Source organism: Salibacterium sp. K-3 (assembly GCF_054052005.1).
Genome location: NZ_JBSVZE010000001.1, coordinates 790,822 through 811,080 on the forward strand (window position 1 = coordinate 790,822; position 20,259 = coordinate 811,080).

At 51.1% G+C, this 20,259-nt stretch carries 24 protein-coding genes; 19 read left to right on the forward strand and 5 right to left on the reverse strand.

The annotated features are described in order from the left end of the window. The first annotated feature begins 26 nt into the window (after nucleotides 1-26). A complete protein-coding gene (locus ACW9JV_RS03665; protein WP_457331458.1) occupies nucleotides 27-809 on the forward strand; it encodes an S-layer homology domain-containing protein in 783 nt (260 codons plus the stop codon). A 208-nt stretch (nucleotides 810-1,017) separates the two neighbouring features. Beyond that, nucleotides 1,018-1,551: a hypothetical protein gene (locus ACW9JV_RS03670; RefSeq protein ID WP_457331460.1), complete on the forward strand. Its 534-nt coding sequence runs from the start codon at nucleotides 1,018-1,020 to the stop codon at nucleotides 1,549-1,551. A gap of 183 nt (nucleotides 1,552-1,734) precedes the next feature. Here the strand turns inward: ACW9JV_RS03670 and ACW9JV_RS03675 are convergent, their stop codons facing one another. Both ACW9JV_RS03675 and ACW9JV_RS03680 read right to left on the reverse strand, forming a co-directional pair. Further along, nucleotides 1,735-3,174, reverse strand: coding sequence for a SpoIID/LytB domain-containing protein (locus tag ACW9JV_RS03675; RefSeq protein ID WP_457334559.1), 1,440 nt, complete (start codon nucleotides 3,172-3,174; stop codon nucleotides 1,735-1,737). A 42-nt stretch (nucleotides 3,175-3,216) separates the two neighbouring features. After that, a complete protein-coding gene (locus tag ACW9JV_RS03680) occupies nucleotides 3,217-3,435 on the reverse strand; it encodes a hypothetical protein (protein ID WP_457331462.1) in 219 nt (72 codons plus the stop codon). A gap of 324 nt (nucleotides 3,436-3,759) precedes the next feature. On the opposite strand from ACW9JV_RS03680, the gene ACW9JV_RS03685 reads away from it, so the two are divergent. From ACW9JV_RS03685 to ACW9JV_RS03695, 3 genes are all read left to right on the forward strand, one after another. Next, nucleotides 3,760-4,815, forward strand: coding sequence for a glycosyltransferase family 4 protein (locus tag ACW9JV_RS03685; RefSeq protein ID WP_457331464.1), 1,056 nt, complete (start codon nucleotides 3,760-3,762; stop codon nucleotides 4,813-4,815). Nucleotides 4,816-5,044: 229 nt separating this feature from the next. Beyond that, nucleotides 5,045-5,716: a nuclease-related domain-containing protein gene (locus ACW9JV_RS03690; RefSeq protein ID WP_457331466.1), complete on the forward strand. Its 672-nt coding sequence runs from the start codon at nucleotides 5,045-5,047 to the stop codon at nucleotides 5,714-5,716. A 36-nt stretch (nucleotides 5,717-5,752) separates the two neighbouring features. Beyond that, nucleotides 5,753-5,992, forward strand: coding sequence for a hypothetical protein (locus tag ACW9JV_RS03695; RefSeq protein ID WP_457331468.1), 240 nt, complete (start codon nucleotides 5,753-5,755; stop codon nucleotides 5,990-5,992). Between the two features lie 104 nt (nucleotides 5,993-6,096). On the opposite strand, the gene ACW9JV_RS03700 is transcribed toward ACW9JV_RS03695, so the two are convergent. Next, nucleotides 6,097-7,107, reverse strand: a complete 1,011-nt coding sequence (locus tag ACW9JV_RS03700) for an LCP family protein (protein ID WP_457331470.1) — start codon at nucleotides 7,105-7,107, stop codon at nucleotides 6,097-6,099. A gap of 240 nt (nucleotides 7,108-7,347) precedes the next feature. Then, nucleotides 7,348-7,986, reverse strand: coding sequence for a YigZ family protein (locus ACW9JV_RS03705; protein WP_457331472.1), 639 nt, complete (start codon nucleotides 7,984-7,986; stop codon nucleotides 7,348-7,350). A 229-nt stretch (nucleotides 7,987-8,215) separates the two neighbouring features. Between ACW9JV_RS03705 and ACW9JV_RS03710 the strand changes: the two genes are divergently transcribed. From ACW9JV_RS03710 to ACW9JV_RS03775, 14 genes are all read left to right on the forward strand, one after another. Next, nucleotides 8,216-9,385 carry a sensor histidine kinase gene (locus tag ACW9JV_RS03710; RefSeq protein WP_457331474.1) on the forward strand — a complete coding sequence of 390 codons (1,170 nt, stop codon included), beginning with the start codon at nucleotides 8,216-8,218 and terminating at the stop codon, nucleotides 9,383-9,385. A gap of 50 nt (nucleotides 9,386-9,435) precedes the next feature. Beyond that, nucleotides 9,436-10,152 (forward strand): response regulator, encoded by a 717-nt coding sequence (locus tag ACW9JV_RS03715; RefSeq protein WP_457331476.1) that lies wholly within the window; start codon nucleotides 9,436-9,438, stop codon nucleotides 10,150-10,152. 33 nt (nucleotides 10,153-10,185) lie between these two features. Next, on the forward strand, nucleotides 10,186-11,055 hold the full coding sequence (locus ACW9JV_RS03720) for a DegV family protein (protein ID WP_457331478.1): 870 nt from the start codon (nucleotides 10,186-10,188) through the stop codon (nucleotides 11,053-11,055). Between the two features lie 16 nt (nucleotides 11,056-11,071). Continuing rightward, nucleotides 11,072-12,589, forward strand: a complete 1,518-nt coding sequence (locus ACW9JV_RS03725; protein ID WP_457331480.1) for a DEAD/DEAH box helicase — start codon at nucleotides 11,072-11,074, stop codon at nucleotides 12,587-12,589. Continuing rightward, a complete protein-coding gene (locus ACW9JV_RS03730; RefSeq protein ID WP_457331482.1) occupies nucleotides 12,586-13,305 on the forward strand; it encodes a double zinc ribbon domain-containing protein in 720 nt (239 codons plus the stop codon). Before ACW9JV_RS03725 ends, ACW9JV_RS03730 begins: the two co-directional genes overlap by 4 nt. A gap of 27 nt (nucleotides 13,306-13,332) precedes the next feature. Continuing rightward, nucleotides 13,333-13,758, forward strand: coding sequence for a TIGR03826 family flagellar region protein (locus ACW9JV_RS03735; RefSeq protein WP_457331484.1), 426 nt, complete (start codon nucleotides 13,333-13,335; stop codon nucleotides 13,756-13,758). 108 nt (nucleotides 13,759-13,866) lie between these two features. Then, nucleotides 13,867-14,133, forward strand: a complete 267-nt coding sequence (gene flgM / locus ACW9JV_RS03740) for a flagellar biosynthesis anti-sigma factor FlgM (RefSeq protein ID WP_457331486.1) — start codon at nucleotides 13,867-13,869, stop codon at nucleotides 14,131-14,133. 84 nt (nucleotides 14,134-14,217) lie between these two features. Then, the gene (locus ACW9JV_RS03745; RefSeq protein ID WP_457331488.1) at nucleotides 14,218-14,712 is read left to right on the forward strand and encodes a flagellar protein FlgN; all 495 of its coding nucleotides are present in this window, start codon (nucleotides 14,218-14,220) and stop codon (nucleotides 14,710-14,712) included. A gap of 30 nt (nucleotides 14,713-14,742) precedes the next feature. Next, nucleotides 14,743-16,293 (forward strand): flagellar hook-associated protein FlgK, encoded by a 1,551-nt coding sequence (flgK, locus tag ACW9JV_RS03750; protein WP_457331490.1) that lies wholly within the window; start codon nucleotides 14,743-14,745, stop codon nucleotides 16,291-16,293. A gap of 26 nt (nucleotides 16,294-16,319) precedes the next feature. Further along, nucleotides 16,320-17,381, forward strand: a complete 1,062-nt coding sequence (flgL, locus tag ACW9JV_RS03755) for a flagellar hook-associated protein FlgL (RefSeq protein ID WP_457331492.1) — start codon at nucleotides 16,320-16,322, stop codon at nucleotides 17,379-17,381. 19 nt (nucleotides 17,382-17,400) lie between these two features. Further along, nucleotides 17,401-17,991: a DUF6470 family protein gene (locus ACW9JV_RS03760; RefSeq protein ID WP_457331494.1), complete on the forward strand. Its 591-nt coding sequence runs from the start codon at nucleotides 17,401-17,403 to the stop codon at nucleotides 17,989-17,991. A gap of 29 nt (nucleotides 17,992-18,020) precedes the next feature. After that, nucleotides 18,021-18,476, forward strand: coding sequence for a flagellar assembly protein FliW (fliW, locus tag ACW9JV_RS03765; protein WP_457331496.1), 456 nt, complete (start codon nucleotides 18,021-18,023; stop codon nucleotides 18,474-18,476). Nucleotide 18,477: 1 nt separating this feature from the next. Then, nucleotides 18,478-18,708 carry a carbon storage regulator CsrA gene (gene csrA, locus ACW9JV_RS03770; RefSeq protein WP_457331498.1) on the forward strand — a complete coding sequence of 77 codons (231 nt, stop codon included), beginning with the start codon at nucleotides 18,478-18,480 and terminating at the stop codon, nucleotides 18,706-18,708. 208 nt (nucleotides 18,709-18,916) lie between these two features. Further along, nucleotides 18,917-19,615 (forward strand): response regulator transcription factor, encoded by a 699-nt coding sequence (locus tag ACW9JV_RS03775; protein ID WP_457331500.1) that lies wholly within the window; start codon nucleotides 18,917-18,919, stop codon nucleotides 19,613-19,615. On the opposite strand, the gene ACW9JV_RS03780 is transcribed toward ACW9JV_RS03775, so the two are convergent. Continuing rightward, the gene (locus tag ACW9JV_RS03780) at nucleotides 19,616-20,104 is read right to left on the reverse strand and encodes a competence protein ComK (protein ID WP_457331502.1); all 489 of its coding nucleotides are present in this window, start codon (nucleotides 20,102-20,104) and stop codon (nucleotides 19,616-19,618) included. It abuts the gene before it with no gap. Nucleotides 20,105-20,259 lie beyond the last annotated feature (155 nt).

Below are 20,259 nucleotides of genomic sequence, written 5' to 3' on the forward strand. Positions count from 1 at the left end.
TCGTCTGGAAGGGAGAGGATATACCAATGGGAAAGCGATGGAAGTATGCAGTGCTGAGTGGCAGCCTGCTCGGAGCGACCGTACTTGCCGGATGTTCCGGGAACGGAGCCCAGGCCGATCAATCCGAGGATGCCGCCGCTGCGGACTGGACGGAAGAACAGCTGGCTGACACGGAAGAAAGTATCGATGAAACAGAACAGCGTGTGGATGATCTCGAAAGCGATATCCGCGAGCTTGGCGCCGGGGAACCGGAGATTCCGGAAGAACCGATCTACCCGGATGTCAGCGCCGATTACTTTGCCTTTGAAGAAATTCAGTACTTATCCGATCAGGGTGTCATCAGCGGTTACCCGAACGGAAAATTTGAACCCGGCGAAACAATCACCCGCGCCCAGACTGCTAAAATGCTGACCGCGGAGCTTGATTTGGAAGCACCGGAGGATTACGAGATCCAGGTGGATGACGTCAGCCCGGACCATCATGCCTATGATGCGCTCGCCGCGCTCGAATACCACGGGATTATGACCGGGAGCAACGGAGAAATGATGGCCGGAGAAGGCCTGAAGCGTTCGCAGATGGCGGCGCTGCTCGTAGAAGCGTATGATCTCCCGGACGCGGAAGAGGTGCATTCATTCACCGACATCGGCGAAGATTATCCGAACTTTGAGGAAATCAATATTATCGCCGACCAGCAGATCACATCGGAAGCCGGAGACGACTTCCGTCCGAACGAAACAACCACCCGCGCCCAGTTCGCTCTCTTCATGTCGCGCACGATGGATGATTATTTCATAGAGCAGGAAGAATAGGAGATAGAAGATCCCGGCGGAAGGACTGCCGGGATTTTTGATGTGATAAATCGGAGAATCGATGCATAAATCCGGAGAATCGATAGAGAAAATGGGGGAATCGATGCAGAAAATCAGAAATTGAGCTGGAATCGATAGATAAAGCTTGGAATCAATAGAGAAATCAGCAGAATCGATAGATAAAATTCAACGGAGAGAGGGGAGCAGAATGTCAGAAAGCAGTGGTATCCTTCTGGTTCTTGGAATCATTTTCTTTTTCCTTATTATCCCTGCTCTATTAAAAACAGTATCCTTTCGCAGGGAAAAACTGATAATCGGTGGACTTTCCTTCATTCTTTGTCTTGGCGCGGGGGCAGGATGCCTGTTGTACAATGAAAATCAATCGATGAAGGCTTCGATTGGTACGGATTATATGGTCACAGTCAGGGAAACGCAGTCGATGCTCGAAGAAAGCAATATAAGAAAATCAATGTCCCCATTCAACCGGGGCCGTTATACGGAAGAGCTGACACAACACATGACGGAGCTGCAAAAAGCAGGGATGGACACTTCGTATCATGATGGATGGGAACAACTGGAGGAAGAACTCCGGCAATTATCTGATGCAGAAAATGAGGCCGATGCTGAGCAGCATAAAAAAGCAGCCGCAGCCCTGGCATCGGATATTCGTGAGCGTTTGTCGGACTTGGAAGAGGATATCGGTAATGAAGGAGTCCGCTGGTATGAGGCGATTAATGAATGAATCGAGTCAGAAATCCGGAGAATCGATAGAGAAAATGTGGGAATCGATGCAGAAAATCAGAAATTGAGTTGGAATTGATAGAGAAAGCCTGGAATCAACAGAGAAATCAGCAGAATCGATAGATAACTCCACCGCAAAACAATACGAAAAACCCGGTGCTGTCTAAAAGCACCGGGTTCTCTCTTACCGCTGAACAATATCAATATTGGTGTAATAGTGGGTGAGGATGTCGCGATAGCTCATGCCCTGCTGCGCCATTTCATAAGCGCCCCACTGGCTCATGCCGAGTCCGTGCCCCCAGCCGCTTCCGGAAAACTGATAGGAAGAGGCGGCTGCTTTCAGGTATTCGACGCCGGAACTTGTCTGTACGGCAAAGTTATCGTAAGCGACCACTTCATCGGATCCGTCGGACTGGCGGACCTTCATGCCGAGGGCGGATTCATACGACTGCTCGGAGCCGTCGGCCGTTTTTACGGAGACACTGTTTGTATCTTTGGAAACATCAAACATGGTGCTTTTCAGCGTGGAACCGAGGTTCCAGCGGATCGAATCCGGAGAGGATCCGTCCGGCAGTATTTTTTCCTGCGTTTCCCCGATTGCTTCGTTCACACCGACGGCCCGCAGCTGCTGCACCCGCCCGGCTTCACTTTTTTCGACAATTTCAAGGTCGGACAATTCATAGCTGCTGTCCGGAAAAACAGCGTCGCTGATGGCTTCCTGGTCTATTTCTTCGGTCCATTCATTATTCGGATTGCCGCTGTGGGTGTCGTATGGGTCGTCCACTCCGCGGATATAAGGGACTTCATTGGACCAGACATTTTCACTGTCATCCGTGTGTCCGCCGGAGCTCGCGTGAAAGTAGGCGTATATCAGATTGCCGTTATGCTCGGCGTAGATGCCTTCCGTCTCCCGGACCGCCTGGTTGCTTCGGCTGCCTTCTCCGGAGCGGCCGACATACACCTGATGGGTGGTTGTATCATACAGAAATTCATTGGAATTCATGTTCACTTTGGCGTAGTTGCGCGCTGCCACCGCCTGCGCCTTTAACGCTTCCAACGGCCAGGATGCCGACATTTCCTTCGGCACGACGCCTTTTAAGTAATCCTCGATATCGAGTACATTGAACAGCTGGAGGCGTCCGACGGTGTCATCTTCATCTTCATTGCCGGGGTCCTGTTCTTCTGCATCGTCCGCTCCTTCCGGATTCTGCGCTTCTTCCGGTTCAACGACGAATGAACCACGGTACGCTGTTGTCTGAAAAGAAGTGCCGGCCCGCTCCACGGAGCTCAGCGACACATAATTACTGCTCGACACACCGTCTTCCTGGAGGATAAAACCTTCCGTTGATGTATACATATCGCTGTCATCATCGGAAACTTTCACCGTTACCTCCTCTTCGCCGTACCGGAACTGGATGTCGTTATCCATTTCCACGGTTTCTCCGTCCGCCTGATCGATCAGCTGGTAGGAACCGTGAATCTCGGCATTAAAATTGGAAGAAGGGACGAGTTTGATCGTCATCGGCTCATCATACAGGTCCTGCGGCTCTTCTGCAGATGCCGAAGAAGCGGCGAATGCAGCGAGCGGCACGGACAGAAGTGCTGCCGTTAATTTTTTATACATCACTGAAGATCCTTCTTTCTATGTACAGATTCAAGTAGATTCCTAGTTTTCCTGCTCTTCTTTCAGCTCTTCAACGTCACTCTCGAGTTCATCAATACGCTCTTCCAGCCCGTCGATTCGTTCTTCCAGCGGTTCAATCTGGGAAACGACCCAGTCTACACTGGCGAGTACCGGTTCGGATTCCGCAAGAGCCGGTGTTGTAACGACGGCGCCGACAGCCAAAAGGGAGCTTGCCGCTCCTGCCAGAAAATATCGGTTCATTGTGTCAGAGACCTCCTTTTCTATGAAACTTTGAAATGCGTGGCATAGGAAACATGTTCTGGAGAAAATTATACCAATTTTCGAAGCCGGAAAAAAGATTTCTTCCGACCTAAAAAAATATGCAACCTGAAACGGGGGAACCACGTCCAATATACAGGAAAACGAAATAAAAGATTTTTAAAGAAAACGGTATGGTTTTATGCAAAATATGATATAATTCGGTGGAATGCGTTTTTGTGAAGGAAAAACAGGAAAGCTCACCACGGTTCATATATCATACATAAAACATCGAAGAATAGGTAACGGTAATGAAGGAGGTTCAAAATGATCACTGGACTGGCGCTGACCACTTGTTTTCTGCTTTCGCTCCTGTTGACGCCGCTTGTGAAGAAACTGGCGTTTAAAATTGGCGCGACGGATCAGCCGAATCACCGGAAAGTACACAAGGGAGCAATGGCCCGCTTAGGCGGCTTGTCGATTTATGCGGCGTTTCTCGTCGGACTGCTCATTCTGCAGCCGGAAAATGCGTATATGCCGTATATTTTGACGGCAGGTACGATCATTATTATTACAGGGTTTCTCGATGATCTCACGGAATTATCCGCAAAATGGAAGCTGCTCGGTCAGATTATTGCAGCGGTGATCGTTGTTATGGGCGGCGTTCAGATTGAATTCATCAACCTTCCATTCGACAGTCAGCTGCATCTGGGATGGTTCAGCATTCCACTGACGCTCGTCTGGATTATCGGTATCACGAACGCGATTAATCTGATTGACGGCCTCGACGGTCTGGCCGCCGGCGTTTCTTCCATCGTACTGGCAACGGTGTCGGTGCTTTCCATTATTCAGGGGGACATTTTTATCGTCGCTCTCGGGATTGCACTGCTCGGCGGAACACTCGGCTTTCTCGTGCACAATTTCAACCCGGCGAAGATTTTTATGGGGGACAGCGGAGCGCTCTTTCTCGGATTTATGATTGGTGTTATTTCGCTGTTAGGTTTTAAGAACGTAACCATATTTTCTCTCGTCGTGCCGGTCATTATACTGGCGGTCCCGATTTCGGACACGTTTTTTGCGATCATCCGCCGGGTTGTCAACAAGCAGCCGTTATCTGCGCCGGATAAGTCGCATCTGCACCACTGCCTGCTGCGGCTCGGTTATTCCCACCGGCAGACAGTCATGATTATTTACGCGCTGAGCCTGTTTTTCGGCATGTCAGCGCTGATGTTTACGATTTCGACGCTGTGGGTGTCACTGGTGATCATGATGGTCCTTCTCATCGGCATCGAGCTGATGGCCGAGTTGGTCGGACTGGTCAACTCCCAGTACCGGCCGGTCATGCGTCTCATGAACAAGTTTAATTCACCAAGACGTCCTTAATATCCGCTCCCTGCTTCCAGCAGGGAGCTTTTTTTGACTGAATCATTGCAGAAATGGCAGGAATCGAGGCGGAAATTCCGGGAATCGATGCAGAAATCTCTGGAATCAATTGAGAAAATGAAAAAAACCCGGAGAATCGATGGATAACATCCGGAATCGATAGAGAAAAAAGAAGGAGTTGCCAAAAATCCCTCGAATACGTAAGAGATAACCAAAAGGAGAAGATGCCATGATCAGAAAACACCGGACCACACCGGATATTCTCAAGAAACTTGATATACTGCAGCGCCGGCTTCCAGACCCGCACCCAAAGCGGGACCAGGTGAAACAGGAAGCACGGCGCTACGGTGCAGGATACCGCGGAGAAAAGGCCATCGATTACCATCTCTCATTTCTCCATCCTCCGTATCTCCTTTTACACGACCTACGTCTTTCCGTCCGCTCTTCCCATTTCCAAATGGACACCCTTCTCCTCACCCCGTCTTTTTCCCTGATCATCGAAGTGAAAAATCTCACCGGCACGTTGATTTTTGACGAACATCGGTATCAGATGACCCGGACTCTCCATGGGGAAGAGGAAGGCTTCCCGGACCCGCGGCTTCAGGTGCACCGGCATAAGCTGCAGCTGGAAGAGTGGCTGAAGCATCACTCTCTCGTCCTGCCTCCCATTCATACGCTGGTTGTCATCAGTTTTCCCACTACCATCATTCAAGCCGCGTCAACCAATGTCATTCATGCCGCCCAGCTTCCGTATGACATAGAGGAACTCAAAAATAAAGAAGCGAAAACGACGATGCCTTTTCACCGTTTACAAACGGCAGCGGACCGCCTGATTCAGGAATGCCGGCCAAAAGAGGTCGATATTCTAGCAGAATTCGGGCTGACCATGGACGATATCTAAAAAGGAGTGCAATGCCCGGAATGCGGCAGACTGCCGATGCACAAAAGCAAGAACGGCTTCTGGGGCTGCAGCAGCTGCGGCTCCCGCACGAAAGACGCACCCCGCTGCGCCCTCCAGGATTACAAAGAATTAATCAGTCCCCTTCTCACTACCGAGCAGTGCCGCGATTTTCTAAGCCTTCCTTCCAGCCAGGTCACCCTCCGCCTGCTAAGCTCACTGCGCGTTCCCCACAACCGGAAAAACAAAGGACGAATCTACCATTTGAGCCATCTATAAGAAGAATCGAGGCAGAAACTCCGAGAATCAATGCAGAAATGCCTGGAATCGATAGAGAAACGGCGGCCCCGGCCGCCTTTGGCATAGAAAAAAGCTGAACCTCCTTAAGGAGATTCAGCTTGCGTTCCTTCCGATGAATCCTGCTCATCAAGTTCCAGATGGTTCCGCATTTCCTGGGACACGTCTTCGGTGACGGCCGGATCGAGCTGGTAATAATAAATGCCGCTGTACCGCACATCAGCACCCTGCAGCTGCAGGCGCTCAATGTCATCAACCGATCCCGCGTACTTCCGGAAGGAAACGAGATCTCCGACATCGAAATTCATCGTCATATGATCCTGCACGCTGTCCAGCACGTCATCGTATTTATGGATGGAGCCGATGGAGGCACTGCGCTCGATTAAAGCGGAAACGATTTGTTCCTGGCGGTCGCCCCTCCCGATATCTCCGCGCGGGTCCTGTTTTCTCATGCGTGCGAATGCAAGGGCTTCTTCGCCGTTTAACATATGGGTGCCTTCTTCGAGATGAATGGCATTATCGTTGCCTTCACTGTCCTGTTCCGAGAAAGCGAACGGCACGTCGACTTCGACGCCGTTCAGGGCGTTAATGATTTCAATGAAGGCTTCAAAATTCAGCTTCACATAATAGTCGACCGGAATATCGAATGTGTTTTCGACGGTTTCCACGGCAAGGTCGGTACCTCCGAAGGCATGGGCGTGTGTGATTTTATCTTCCCCGTGCTCTGGGATATCGACGAGGGAGTCACGAGGAATGCTCGTCATTTTCACTGATTCTTCGCTTCGGTTAAAGGTGGCGAGGATCATGGCGTCGGTACGGCCTTCCAGTTCGCCTTCACGGTCATCGACACCCAGGAACAGGACGGAAAAGTTGTCTTCATTTGGATCGACGGCGGTTTCGCGTTTTTCCGACTTATCGCCGCGGTCCAGTGCTTCCTGAGTATCGGCGGCAACTGTGGTGAACTTCCAGGCAAAGTAGCCGATGACCGCCCCGAGCACGACAAAGGAAATTAATCCAAGAATCATAAATGTTTTAAAAATCCGGCGGGTCCGCTGTTTGCGTCGCCGCAGTCTTGTATTTGGTTCTTTATCTGCCATACTATTCTCCTTCACTCATGTAACATCCCGGTTGTCTTGTCCCCATCATTTTACATAACCGCTCCCGCTTCGTAAATATATTTATTATTTTTCAGAAGACGACGTGTAAACGTCTCTCTCCATGAGACGATGATTCTATGCGTGTCGTTACATTAATGCGGAAAAAATTATTTCCGGGGAAATAATACGGGAAAAAGAAAGAAATACGGCAGAATAAGTTGAAGGAAGAGGAAACGTCTGTCAGGAGGGGACGTCCTGTTCGAGATAGGTTTCCTCTTCTTCATTGACGGACGCCTGTCCGTTTGAGATATTCGTCAGCCACGAGGTAAACGTTTCTTCTTCTCCGGCCGGAACGTACACGTAAAACGTCACTGCTTCTTCGTAGGAGATATCTTTCAGTAAATAGGAAGACTGCCGGATGTCGTTTTCCATTTTGCCGAGCAGCGTGTAATCCACCGCCGCGCTTATCACTTTCATGCGTGTCCGTTCGACAATACCGGCTGCTTCCAATCCGGCAGTCACGGCCTGTCCGTAAGCGCGGATCAGGCCGCCGGCACCGAGTTTAATTCCGCCGAAATAGCGTGTAACAACGACACAGGTGTCTTTCAGTTCTCTTTTTTTCAGGACTTCAAGCATCGGAACTCCGGCCGTTCGGGACGGCTCGCCGTCGTCGTTAGCTTTCTGGATGTCATCATTTTCACCTATAAGATAAGCGGAACAGTTGTGAGTGGCGCCGGCATGTTCTTTTTTGATCATATCAATGAATGCCTGGGCTTCTTCTTCGGTTGTAACACGAGCAGCGTGGGCAAGAAAACGGGACTTATTGATGGTTATTTCACCGGTTTTACTCATTTTTACTGTATAATAGGTATCGGGCATGACAGAAAGAATCCTCCTTATGGTGTAACTATTCTATAATCATATTGTAAAACTTTAAAGGGACAGAACATGATATGCTGGGAGAGGAACACGAGACGTTTCGAATCGCCCCGGAATATGTAAATGTATGATTTTTTCCGGATAAAGGGTTATAGGCCCTTCTGAGTGTGCTAAAATAATCATAACGAAACGAGAATTTCTGTCAAACCATAAAAGTGTGGTGACACTCTTGTCAACAAAGCTTTCATTAGATGAGATCATTGATAAAATGCTGAACACCGTCGGCGACAGCAAGGAGCAGATTTTTGAAATCAGTGAACGGTCGAGGCGGGAATATGAATCTCTCCAGCAGGAGCTGAATGAAGTGCGGGAAAAAGTGGCTTCGGTGATTGACAAGTCGGAGCATACTGAGCTGCAGGCCCGGTTCGCGAGGAACCGTCTTGCCGAGGTGAGCCGCCATTTTAAAAGCTACAGTAATGAAGATGTAAAAAAAGCCTATGAACAGGCGAATGAGCAGCAGGTAAATCTGGCCGTGCTGCAGCAGGAGGAAAAGCAGCTCCGCGAACGCCGGGACACGATCGAACGGCGCCTTCTCCAGCTCGAAGGCACAATGGAGCGGGCAGAAGCGCTTGTCAGCCAGGTGACGGTCGTGTACAATTTTCTGGCCGGAGATCTCAAGGAAGTTGGGGAAATGGTCGAAGATGCGAGAGAAAAGCAGCAGTTCGGCCTGAAAATCATAGAAGCCCAGGAAGAAGAAAGAAAACGCGTGGCACGTGAGATTCATGACGGCCCGGCGCAAATGATCGCCAACGTCCTGCTCCGCTCGGAACTCGTCGAACGGGTTAAAGATGAGCAGGGCATGGACAAGGCCCTTGAGGAAATTCAGGATCTGCGGTCGATGATTAAATCGAGTCTTGCCGAGGTGCGGCGGATCATTTATGATCTACGCCCGATGGCGCTTGATGACCTCGGGCTCGTGCCGACACTAAACAAGTATTTAAACAACATCGAAGAAAATACGAACCTTGCTATTCGTTTTTCTTCGCTGGGGCAGGATGACCTGCGGCTTTCCGCGAACCTGGAAGCCGGGTTGTTCCGGATCGTGCAGGAAGCGGTGCAGAATGCCCGTAAACACGCGAATCCAACGGAGGTTCAGGTAAAAATCGAAATGAAACGTTCGTATGTTTCTATCGTCATAAAGGATGACGGAATAGGGTTCGACCCATCCGTGAGCAGCGAAGATTCATTCGGATTGATGGGAATGAGAGAACGTATCAACGCCCTGAACGGGGAATTGACGATTGACTCCGCACCTGGCAAAGGAACCGTTGTGATGGTTCATGTGGTGTTTGACGGCACTGCGGACGGCCCTGCGGAGCAGGGAAGCGATTCGGTGTAACCTGAAAACAATACAAATAAGGAAAAGAAAACGGGAAAGGATGAACATTCATGCAGGAACACGAAGAACAGAACATACGATTAATACTTATAGATGACCACCAGCTTTTCAGGGAAGGCGTGAAGCGGATCCTTGATATGGAAAAGAATTTCGAAGTCGTTGCGGAAGGCGATGACGGGGATGAAGTTGTTTCTCTGGTGGAGGAAAATGATCCCGATGTGGTGTTGATGGATGTGAACATGCCGGGGACAAACGGGGTGGAAGCAACACGCGATCTGATCGAAAAATATCCGGACGTGAAAGTATTAATTCTCTCCATCCATGACGATGAATCTTACGTCACCCATGTCCTGAAAACAGGCGCGGCGGGCTACCTGCTGAAAGAAATGGATGCCGATGCGCTGATCGAAGCGGTGAAAGTTGTCGGCCGCGGCGGTGCCTATATCCATCCGAAAGTCACCCATAACCTGATTAAGGAATACCGGCGTCTGGCATACGGCGATGCCGATGTGGAGACGTCGAACGCGGAGATCGGCTACAAGGAAGTGGAATACCGGAAGCCGCTCCACATCCTGACCCGGCGCGAATGCGAAGTGCTGCAGCTGATGACCGACGGCTACAGCAACCGAATGATCGGCGAAACGCTTTATATCAGTGAAAAAACCGTCAAAAACCATGTCAGTAATATCCTGCAGAAAATGAATGTCAATGACCGCACCCAGGCCGTTGTCGAGTCGATCAAAAAGGGCTGGGTTAAAGTAAGGTAACAGCTGCGGTAGAAGAAGGAAAGGATCAGCCGTATGACTGCAACTGCAATTGTGACAGACAGTACTGCCTACCTTCCGAAAGACACAGTGGAAACAACCGGAATTACGGTTGTTCCGCTGCACGTCATTTTCGGCGGGGAGGCGTTTCAGGAAGAATGCGAACTGTCCACGGACGCTTTTTATGAAAAAATGAAAACGTCCCCGGAGCTGCCGACGACGTCACAGCCTCCGCCGGGTCTGTTTATCGAAGTTTACGAAAAACTGGCGGAAACCCACGATGCCATTATCGTAATTACACTGTCGAGCGGCATCAGCGGTACATATCAAACCGCCGTTTCAGCTGCGGAAGGCATCGAAGGGGCGGACGTGCATGTGTTTGATTCAGAGATAAGCTGTATGCCGCAGGGTTATTTTGCGCTCGAAGCGGCGGCGATGGCGGAGGAAGGAACTTCTCCGGACCGGATTCTCGAACGGCTTGACGAAATGAAGAAGCGGACGCGCGCCTATTTTGTTGTGGACGACCTCAATCATCTCCACCGCGGCGGCCGGCTGAACGGGGCACAGGCGCTTGTCGGCAGCCTGCTTCAGATTAAGCCGGTACTGCATTTTGAAAACAGGCTTATCGTACCGTTTGAGAAGGTGCGTACGGAGAAGAAAGCGTTGAACCGGGTGCTGCAGCTGTTTGATGAAGATGCCGGCAGCGGTGCGCGCGTGCGGGCGACCGTCATACACGCGAACCGGCCGGAGAAAGCAGAGCGCATCAAACAACAGCTTGCCGACTCTTATCCGAATGTGGAAATGGATACCGGCTGGTTCGGTCCCGTCATCGGCACCCACCTCGGCGAAGGCGGACTCGGCATCGGCTGGTGCCGCCTTCCCCCAGGCTCCCACGTATCCCAATAAAAAAAGGACGTTGCCGATGAATGTGATTCATGCGGCTGTTCCCGGCCATCCGGAGGTCGTCTGTCTGCCTGAAGCCTGGGCGGATGAATCGATGACGATTGCTGCCGGACCAGACGTGATCAGCCGTCTCCCCCTATTATCCTCCTCTCCTTCACCCCATGCTTCCCTGCCTTTATCCTGCAAGACCCTCCATGAACAAAGCAGTGGAAAAGAGCTGTTATTTGAAGAAATGGACACCGATACCGCTGCCCTGAAATCTCTTCTCCTCACAGGCTGGATACAGATGCGTCCGGGCCTTGTCCAGCTGAAATATGGGTACAGATGCCGGCGCTGCGGCAATACGGAACGCCGTCGTTTCGGGAGCTTTTCATGCGCCCGCTGCGGTCGGGAGTGTGTGTACTGCCGGCACTGCGTGCGGATGGGACGGATCAGCGCCTGTACACCTTTATTCTCCTGGACGGCTCCTGGCGTTTTTCCAACGATGGAACAGCCGGTACTGCAGTGGCAGGGAACTCTTTCCCAGGGACAGGTGAAGGCCTCCGACGCGGTGATCCGTGCAGTCGAAGAGAAAACGGAGGTGCTTATTTGGGCTGTCTGCGGTGCAGGCAAAACGGAGGTACTGTTTGCCGGTATCGAGCGCGCCGTGCAGCGAGGGGAGCGGATTCTGATCGCCGCCCCGCGTACCGATGTGGTGCTTGAACTGGCTCCCCGGCTTCGCGAGGTCTTTCCGGATGTCCGCATCGCGGCACTGTACGGAGACAGTGAGGAAAAGCAGCAACCGGCGCAGCTGGTCACCGCCACCACCCACCAGACGATGCGGTTCACGGAAGCGTTTGATACCGTCATCATCGACGAAGTGGACGCGTTTCCATATTCCGCCGATGCCGCTCTTGTTCATGCCGTCGAAAAGGCGGCCCGCCCGGACGCCGCTGTTATCCGTCTGACCGCCACCCCGCCGAACTTCCTTCAAAAACAGGTGAAAAAGAACATACTCCCCTGTGTGCGCATTCCGCGCCGCTATCACGGCCACCCGCTGTCCGTGCCGCGTTTTCAGTGGGCATCTTCCTGGAAGCGGAAGCTTGAGAAGGGCCGCCTGCCCGCTGTCGTGACAGAGTGGTGCCGGAACCGGATGCAGCACGGCACTCCCGCCTTCCTGTTTGTTCCTTCCGTGAACGTGCTCGAACTCGTTACTTCCTTTCTGAAAACCATCGATCCAGCCGTGGAAGGGGTGCATAGCGCAAATGAGCTCCGCCACGATAACGTCCGCCGTTTCCGTGAAGGAAAGATTCCGCTGCTTGTGACAACGACCATTATGGAGCGAGGCGTGACAGTTGATAACGTGGATGTGGCAGTGCTCGGCGCGGAAGCTGCCATTTTCACCGAAAGCGCGCTTGTTCAGATCGCAGGAAGAGCGGGAAGAAGCGCCGCTCATCCGGATGGGGATGTTGTCTTTTTTCATGCCGGCAGAACCGAAGCCATGACTGCGGCAAGACGACACATCCTTGCGATGAACAGAGAGGAGGCGGTGGAATGACGGAATGTCTTTACTGCGGAACGCCTGTGACAGCTGTATCGACCTGGAAAACACTATTGTTTGCGGATGACACGAGACTGTGTGAAGCATGCCGGAATGCTTTCTCTCCCATTCAAGGTCCGGTGTGTGTGAACTGCAGCCGGCCGATGGAAAAAGCGGGACGGTGTCCGGATTGTGAGCGCTGGGAAATGGACACGCGCTGGCAGGGGATGCTGCGCTTCAATGTGTCTCTGTTTTCTTACAACAATGCGATGAAAGACTGGACGGCGCTCTGGAAATACCGCGGCGATGCGGTGCTGGCTGAAGCATTCCGGCAGGACATACGAAAACTGTACCGAAAGCATGCCGCCGGAGCGGTACCCGTTCCGCTTCCCCTCAGCCGGGAACGCCTTAAGGAACGCGGATTTAACCAGGCGGCCGTTCTTGCCTCCTTCACCTCTGCCTCCGGCCTCTCCCTGCGCCGGCCTCCGACTCCGTCTTCCATCCTCGTCCGCACGACCCACGAAGAAAAACAGAGTAAAAAATCGAGAGCGCAGCGCCTGTCATCCATCTCCCGTCCGTTCACCCTGAACACAGAAAAAAGTGCGGTAGAGGGTAAACGTTTCGTTCTTTTTGACGATATTTATACTACAGGAACAACGCTGAGAAAAGCAGCCGAACCTCTTATCGAAAATGGCGCCGCCGATGTATGTTCCATCACGTTGATAAGAGGGTAGAGGAAGATAGATGAAGGAGGAAGGGACATGCAGAACCTCGAGAACTGCCCGCGCTGCGGCGAACTGTTTGTGAAATCGCTGCGGCCTGTCTGCAATAAGTGCCATAAAGAAGTGGAGAAGAAATTCCAGACCGTGTATAACTTTATCCGGAAAAGGGAAAACCGGCAGGCGGAGATGAGCGAAGTCGTCGAAGCAACCGGGGTGTCTGAAGAAGACATTACTTATTTTATAAAAGAGGGACGTATCCATTTAAATCAGTTTCCCAATCTGGAATACCCGTGTGAGTCATGCGGAAGACCTATCCGGGAAGGCCGTATCTGCGGAAGCTGCAAGGATAACATCGAAGGCGGTCTGCAGGCGGAAGCGCGGGAGAAGGAACGTGCCGAAAAAGTGAAGGAAGAGGAGCGTAACAGGTATCAGACGTACCATTCCATGAACAGCCGGCTGAAATGAGACATTTGTACCGGTTAAAGCGGGCGTCATGTATCCGATATAATAGATGATACCACATGAAAACAACACAAATCGTTATAGATGAACCGATACAGGGAGGTGAACGCGTTGAATATCAATCCATTAGGATCGGTCAACAACCCGTATCAGAAACAGGCCGACGTTCAGCGTCAGGCCAAAACGGAAACTCCTCAGCACGAGAAAGACAAGGTCGAAATATCAAACGAAGCCAAGCAGATGCAGCAGAGCGGTGACATCGAATCGGCGCGAAGCGAACGGATCGAAGAACTGAAAAACGAAGTGCGCTCCGGCAATTACCAATTCGATGCGCAGGAATCTGCCCGGAAGTTCCTGGATTTCTGGTCCGGAAAATAAGCAGCCGTTTTGAGACAGATCTTTCGAATAGAGATGGTCTGTCCTTTGCGGCCCTTGGTATCGATATAGAAAGCGGGGAAAGCTATGTCCGTGAAAGCCATTTTTGAAACGATGGCACGGCTTGTGCAGCAGCATAAAGAACTGAACACGATTTCCGGCCGGAAAACGGAACTGATAAAAGCCAATCAGACGCAGGAACTGGCCGAACTGCTGAAAGAGGAGAGCCGGCAGATCCGCGCGATCGAACAGACGGAAAATGAACGGCAGAAAGCCGTGGCGTCCTACCTTGAAGCAAAAGAAGCCGGAGAAACGGAAGGCACGGTAAGTGATCTGCTCTATTACCTTCCTGAAGACCATCACGATCCGCTTTTACAGCTGCAGGAAGGACTGCTTCAGGAAATGGCATCGCTGCGCAGCAGAGAAGCGCTGAACCGTCAGATGGTGGAGGATTCGCGCCAGTTCGTTCAGATGACGCTCGATATGATCCAGCCGGACCCGGAAGCCGTGCACTACAGCCATCCCGAAGATAACAGCCGGGAGCGCCGGAACGGCTTTTCCATTTTTGACTCGAGAGCATGACCCAACCCTTACATCTTAGGAGGAGAAAGTATGACGTCGACGTTTCACGGATTAGAAACAGCGCTTCGCGGGATGACCACCCAGCAGGCGGCGCTGCACACAACCGGCCATAACATTTCCAATGCCAATACTGAAGGGTACAGCCGCCAGCGTGTCAATTTCGGCCAGACCGAGCCGTACCCGGCGCCCGCGCGGAATGCGCCGCAGATGCCGGGACAGATCGGAACCGGGGTGCAGGCGGACTTTGTGCAGCGCATCCGCGAAGGGTATCTCGACCAGCAGTTCCGCGGCGAAAACGCCCAGTCCGGATACTGGGAATCGCGTCATTCCTCCCTGGAGCGAATGGAAGAACTGCTGAATGAACCGTCGGACGAAGGACTTTCCAGCCGGATGAACGGCTTTTATGATGCGCTCCAGGATCTATCGGCGAATCCGGAAGACTCCGGTGCCCGCGCAGTCGTGAAAGAACGCGGTATCGCGCTTGCGGATACGTTCAATTACATGTCGGACACACTCGAGGCGAACAAGTCCGACCTCGCCAACCAGATTGGGACGAACGAAGACGAGATAAATTCACTGCTCAGTAATTTAAACAGTGTGAATAAGCAGATCGGCAGTGTCGAACCGAACGGCCAAATGCCGAATGACCTGTACGATGAACGGGACCGTCTGCTGGACGATCTGTCAAAGCGGATGAACATTGAAGTGGAAAACCTTGAACCGGAAGGCCTTGCAAAAGATGCCGCGGAAGGCAAAGTCAATGTTTATCTTCTCAACGACGAAGGAGAGCGGATGACAGACGATGCTGGTAATGATATCAAGCTGATTGACGGGGAAAATCTTGATCATCGCACCATTGATATTGATGAAGATGCTGACACAATTGGTAATGTCTCGCTGAATTGGGAAGAAGGAACGGGAACTGGAAATAACCTGGACGACCTGGATATGAAAAATTCGCCGGGTTCCCTTGCCGGCATGCTGGAAATGCATGATGGAAAGAACGCTGCCGGCGACGATATGAGTGGCACCTATCCGGACTTAAAAGATCAACTCGACCAACTTGCTTATGATTTTGCCACTGCATTTAATGAGCAGCATAAAAAGGGATACGATTTGGAAGGAACACAAGGAGAAAACTTTTTCCAGATCGACACAACCGGTGATGGTACTGTAGATGGGAATGATAAGGAAGGGTTAGCTGGATTTATTGATGTTGCGGAACCCATTAAAAATGATCCAGATAAAATAGCTGCTTCTTTGGACGGCAACGCCGGAGACGGGTCTAACGCAACGGAGCTTTCGAACATCAAAGAAGATCATTTTGATGAAGAGTATCAGTCTCTAATCGGCGAATACGGGGTGCAGACAGCGGAAGCCAAGCAGATGATGGATAACAGCGCGACGCTCCGGGACAATGTCGACAGCCGGCGGATGGAAGTGAGCAGCGTCTCCCTCGACGAAGAAATGACGAACATGATCCAATTCCAGCAGGCCTATAACGCAGCAGCAAGAAATATCACAGCTGTCGATGAAATGCTCGATCGTGTCATCAACAACATGGGTCTTGTAGGAAGATAAATAAGAAATAGAGGAAGGTGAACCTCATGCGGGTAACACAATCCATGTTGGCACAGAATTCCCTCCGGAATCTGCAGCAGAGCTATGAACGAATGGGCGTCCTGCAGGAACAGCTCTCCACCGGCAAAAAGATAACAAAAGCCTCCCAGGATCCGGTCGTTGCGATGAGCGGGATCCGCTACCGCGGCGAAACGAACCAGATCCAGCAGTTTCAGCGTAATGTCGGGGAAGTGAATAACTGGATGAACTCGACGGACTCCGCCCTCGACAAAACAACGGAAGCTATGCAGCGGATCCGTGAACTGACGACGCAGGCAGCCAATGGCTCCTATGAAGAAGGACAGCGCGAAAATATGGCCGAAGAAGTTACGCAGCTGACACAGCACATTGCGGACATGGCTAACTCAGAAGTGAACGGCAAGTATATATTCAATGGCACAGAGACTACGAATCCACCCGTTCTTGACCCGGAAAAGGGTGTAGATGCTGATCTTGCAGACTACCAGGTCATCAATGACGGTGACGAGTACGGACATACCGGGGGCACTACATTTGAAAATGGTGCTGGGGATACGATTGAGTTGATTTATAATGGAGACAACTTGTCAAGTGTCGAGAAGAACGGCACTGCTATTGATAAAGAAGAAATCGTCATGACACGTGCAGACACAAACACAAATGCAGTGGAAATGGAAGTCATGGATGGTGTTGAAATGCAAGTCAACTCCAATCCGGCGAATACATTCCAGAACAATATGTTTCAAGATCTCACCAGCCTTAGCGCCACCCTCCGTAATGACGATGCAGGCGGCGAAGAAATTTCAAACTACCTTGACACCGTTGATGAACATATCAATAATGTTGTGAATGAGCGCGCTGAAGTTGGAGCCCGACAAAACCGGGTCGATATGATCGAAAACCGGCTCGGACAGCAGGAAGTGACGGCGGAGGAAATCATGTCGGAAAACGAAGATGCCGACATGGAGAAAGTGATCATGAACCTGATGAGCCAGGAAAACGTCCATCAGGCCGCCCTGTCTTCCGGCGCGCGCATTATCCAGCCTACATTGATGGACTTCCTGCGCTAAACGGAAAGGAGGCGGCGTCATGAATATGCCGATGGTAGAAATACGTACAACAGATGCCAAAATCGGCACGAATATATCGAGACCGCCGATGCAGTTACGCCAGCCTCCGCCGGAGGTCAATATCGAACAGAACTTCCGGGACACCGTAGATATTTCGATCAAGCCGGCCAAGGTGCACATCGACCAGTCCGAAGCTCGTAGGGAAAAAGGCTTCCTTCCGCCGGTGGAGCAATACCTGCAGTCTGCAAAAAAAACATCGCAGTCTGTCTCCGAATACATGGCGAAAACCGCGCGGGAAGGCGAGCGGATAAAAGCTATCCACGAAAACGGCGGGGGCGGAAAAATCTTTGCGCAGCTCGCTAAAGAAAACAGCCGCATGTTTGAATACGAACTGGAACCCGGATGGATCCCGGAAAGCATCGAATCGGTGAAATTTGATGTTGAACCGCACGAGGTCCGTTTTGATGTGGAACGAGCGGAAGCAAGGTTTGATGTAAAGACCCACGAGCCGGAGATTAACATCCCGCGCTGGGAAGTGCAGCACTACCTGCGCCAGCGTTCCAATATATCTATTGATGTCCGCGGTCTGGAAGTAAATCGTACGCTGTAACATTAATCCAATACAAAAGGTGGTCCCCCTTGAAATTACAAACGAAATACTTTGGAGACATCACTGTCCAAGAAGACAGCATTATACGTTTTGACAACGGCCTCCCCGCGTTTGAAGACGAGACAGCCTTCGTGCTGCTTCCCTTCAGCAGCGATGAGGTATTTTTTATATTACAGTCCATTCATACCCCGCAGCTCGCCTTTGTCGTCACCGATCCATTCCAGTTTTTCCAGGACTACCAGGTCGACGTACCGGATACGGTCGTCGAACAACTGGATATTGAAAAGCAGGAAGACGTCGCGTTGTTTGTCATGCTGACGCTCGAAGAACCATTTTCGAAAACGACGGCCAACCTGCAGGCCCCGGTTGTCATCAACATGACCCAGCAGAAAGGCAAGCAGCACATTCTCAGCGAATCGCCGTACGATAGAAAGCACTTTATCTTTCCGCAGGACGACCGTGCGGCGCAGAAAGGGGCGCGCTGAGATGCTTGTATTAACACGTAAACCGAACGAATCGATTCAGATCGGGGAAGATATTGAAATCAAGATCATTGCCATCGAAGGCGAGCAGGTCAAACTCGGTATTAACGCACCCTCTCATGTCGATATCCACCGCCGCGAAATCTATCTATCGATTCAGCAGGAAAACAACGAAGCGGCCGGAGACGATAATCTATCGATTCTGGAAGCCCTCTCTGAACAGATGAAAAAATAGGAAAATGGCCAATCCCTTTCTCAACAGGACAGAAGTAGGAATTTTTCGAACATAAACGACTTGTGTCGAGTAAGAAAGGTACTCCCGCTCCTTGCACAAATTTTGGCTGGAAGGTAAGATTTACTAACAAAGAATAAAACCTGTCAAATAATATGCAAGTTTAAATAGATCAACAGGGTAGAATGATCCAGCCAGGAGGAATCCAACCATGGTCAAGACCTATTACAAAAATGAGCACGGAGCAAGGCTGCCGACATTATTTCTGGATCCGGCCGGCACGAAAAATCTGCAATACTCCGCGGAACAGCTCGGCAAGACGGTTGTCAAAGAAGAGGCTTCTTCCCTCAGCCGGCTGTTCGAAAACGGTTTGAAAAAAGACACCATCTATCACACCGCGTGTGATGAAAAAACACTGTACGAAAAAGTCCATGAACTGCAGGCCGTGCAGACGTTTTTCCGTCTCGGCGTGAATCTTCCGTCGGAGAATACGCAGCTGCTCGAGCAGCTGCTGCCTCATAACGTATCGATCGTCCTCGCTTCGGATCGTACCGATATGCAGTGGCACGATCATTTTCAGCGTTCCCAGCAGTTTGTCTTTTACATTGACCCATGGTTCCAGCCCCATCTCGTGGAACGGTACCGGGAACTGCACGAGGAACGGGAGGAAAAAATCCGTGAGCTTCATCTTAACATGGAAAAGCTCAGCACTGTGCTGTCAGACGCGGAACTTAGAATCTTTGAAAAAATCGTGGAAGGCAAAAGCAACCGCCGGATTGCCGAAGAAAGCTTTCTCGCAGTAGCAACCGTAAACAACCACGTCAGCCATTTAACGAGAAAAATGGGCGCGAATGACCGCACCCATACGATAAAACGGGCGATTGAAAAGGACTGGGTACGAATCTCCTGATTAGTCCAAATAATCGTCGCGCCCTTCAAACATCGTCTGGACGCGGCTGGCTTTCATAATCTGCTGCTTCGCGTGATTCAGGGATGCGTCGACCGGGATGCGCTGTCCGTCCCGAAATACCAGATAGGTCCATCCATCATATTTCCCCGCTTCCGCGTCCAGCACGTGCTGGTAAAAAAACCACGAGTGCCGGTTGTCTTTCTCCCCATGCAGCGGAAACGCATAGATCTTTTTATTTTCATTCACCGGAATGGGCCTCCGGTATTTGAGCCCGAGCTTTTCGGTAACGTATGTAAGCCGCCCTTCCATGGAAGAACCGCCGTCCAGGCAGGCTTCCTGCATAATCTCCTTTATCGTCTGTCCGGTCAGGATAAGCCCGCCCCCTCTCTCGTATACTTTCGTTCTCGCCTCACCTTCCATTACCGGTACCAACCCGATACTTCCTGTATGAACCTGATATGTTTTCCTGAATTCCAAGATGCTTTCCACGATAGACGTTCCTCCATATTATTGTAATAGGTGAAAGGTCTTGATGCCGTTTCTATACATTGAAGGAAAATCCAGTATTTTCTTTTCGATATATATTTTGCTAACGAAAGTGCTGAGCAGATTTTCCAAAAAAATTCACGAAACCTCTTAAAGAT

Coding starts and splice junctions, on each gene's coding strand:
- ACW9JV_RS03665 (WP_457331458.1), top strand. CDS start 27: ATGGGAAAGCGATGGAAGTATGCAGTGCTGAGTGGCAGCCTGCTCGGA.
- ACW9JV_RS03670 (WP_457331460.1), top strand. CDS start 1,018: ATGTCAGAAAGCAGTGGTATCCTTCTGGTTCTTGGAATCATTTTCTTT.
- ACW9JV_RS03675 (WP_457334559.1), bottom strand. CDS start 3,174: ATGTATAAAAAATTAACGGCAGCACTTCTGTCCGTGCCGCTCGCTGCA.
- ACW9JV_RS03680 (WP_457331462.1), bottom strand. CDS start 3,435: ATGAACCGATATTTTCTGGCAGGAGCGGCAAGCTCCCTTTTGGCTGTC.
- ACW9JV_RS03685 (WP_457331464.1), top strand. CDS start 3,760: ATGATCACTGGACTGGCGCTGACCACTTGTTTTCTGCTTTCGCTCCTG.
- ACW9JV_RS03690 (WP_457331466.1), top strand. CDS start 5,045: ATGATCAGAAAACACCGGACCACACCGGATATTCTCAAGAAACTTGAT.
- ACW9JV_RS03695 (WP_457331468.1), top strand. CDS start 5,753: ATGCACAAAAGCAAGAACGGCTTCTGGGGCTGCAGCAGCTGCGGCTCC.
- ACW9JV_RS03700 (WP_457331470.1), bottom strand. CDS start 7,107: ATGGCAGATAAAGAACCAAATACAAGACTGCGGCGACGCAAACAGCGG.
- ACW9JV_RS03705 (WP_457331472.1), bottom strand. CDS start 7,986: ATGCCCGATACCTATTATACAGTAAAAATGAGTAAAACCGGTGAAATA.
- ACW9JV_RS03715 (WP_457331476.1), top strand. CDS start 9,436: ATGCAGGAACACGAAGAACAGAACATACGATTAATACTTATAGATGAC.
- ACW9JV_RS03720 (WP_457331478.1), top strand. CDS start 10,186: ATGACTGCAACTGCAATTGTGACAGACAGTACTGCCTACCTTCCGAAA.
- ACW9JV_RS03725 (WP_457331480.1), top strand. CDS start 11,072: ATGAATGTGATTCATGCGGCTGTTCCCGGCCATCCGGAGGTCGTCTGT.
- ACW9JV_RS03730 (WP_457331482.1), top strand. CDS start 12,586: ATGACGGAATGTCTTTACTGCGGAACGCCTGTGACAGCTGTATCGACC.
- ACW9JV_RS03735 (WP_457331484.1), top strand. CDS start 13,333: ATGCAGAACCTCGAGAACTGCCCGCGCTGCGGCGAACTGTTTGTGAAA.
- ACW9JV_RS03745 (WP_457331488.1), top strand. CDS start 14,218: ATGTCCGTGAAAGCCATTTTTGAAACGATGGCACGGCTTGTGCAGCAG.
- flgK (WP_457331490.1), top strand. CDS start 14,743: ATGACGTCGACGTTTCACGGATTAGAAACAGCGCTTCGCGGGATGACC.
- flgL (WP_457331492.1), top strand. CDS start 16,320: ATGCGGGTAACACAATCCATGTTGGCACAGAATTCCCTCCGGAATCTG.
- ACW9JV_RS03760 (WP_457331494.1), top strand. CDS start 17,401: ATGAATATGCCGATGGTAGAAATACGTACAACAGATGCCAAAATCGGC.
- csrA (WP_457331498.1), top strand. CDS start 18,478: ATGCTTGTATTAACACGTAAACCGAACGAATCGATTCAGATCGGGGAA.
- ACW9JV_RS03775 (WP_457331500.1), top strand. CDS start 18,917: ATGGTCAAGACCTATTACAAAAATGAGCACGGAGCAAGGCTGCCGACA.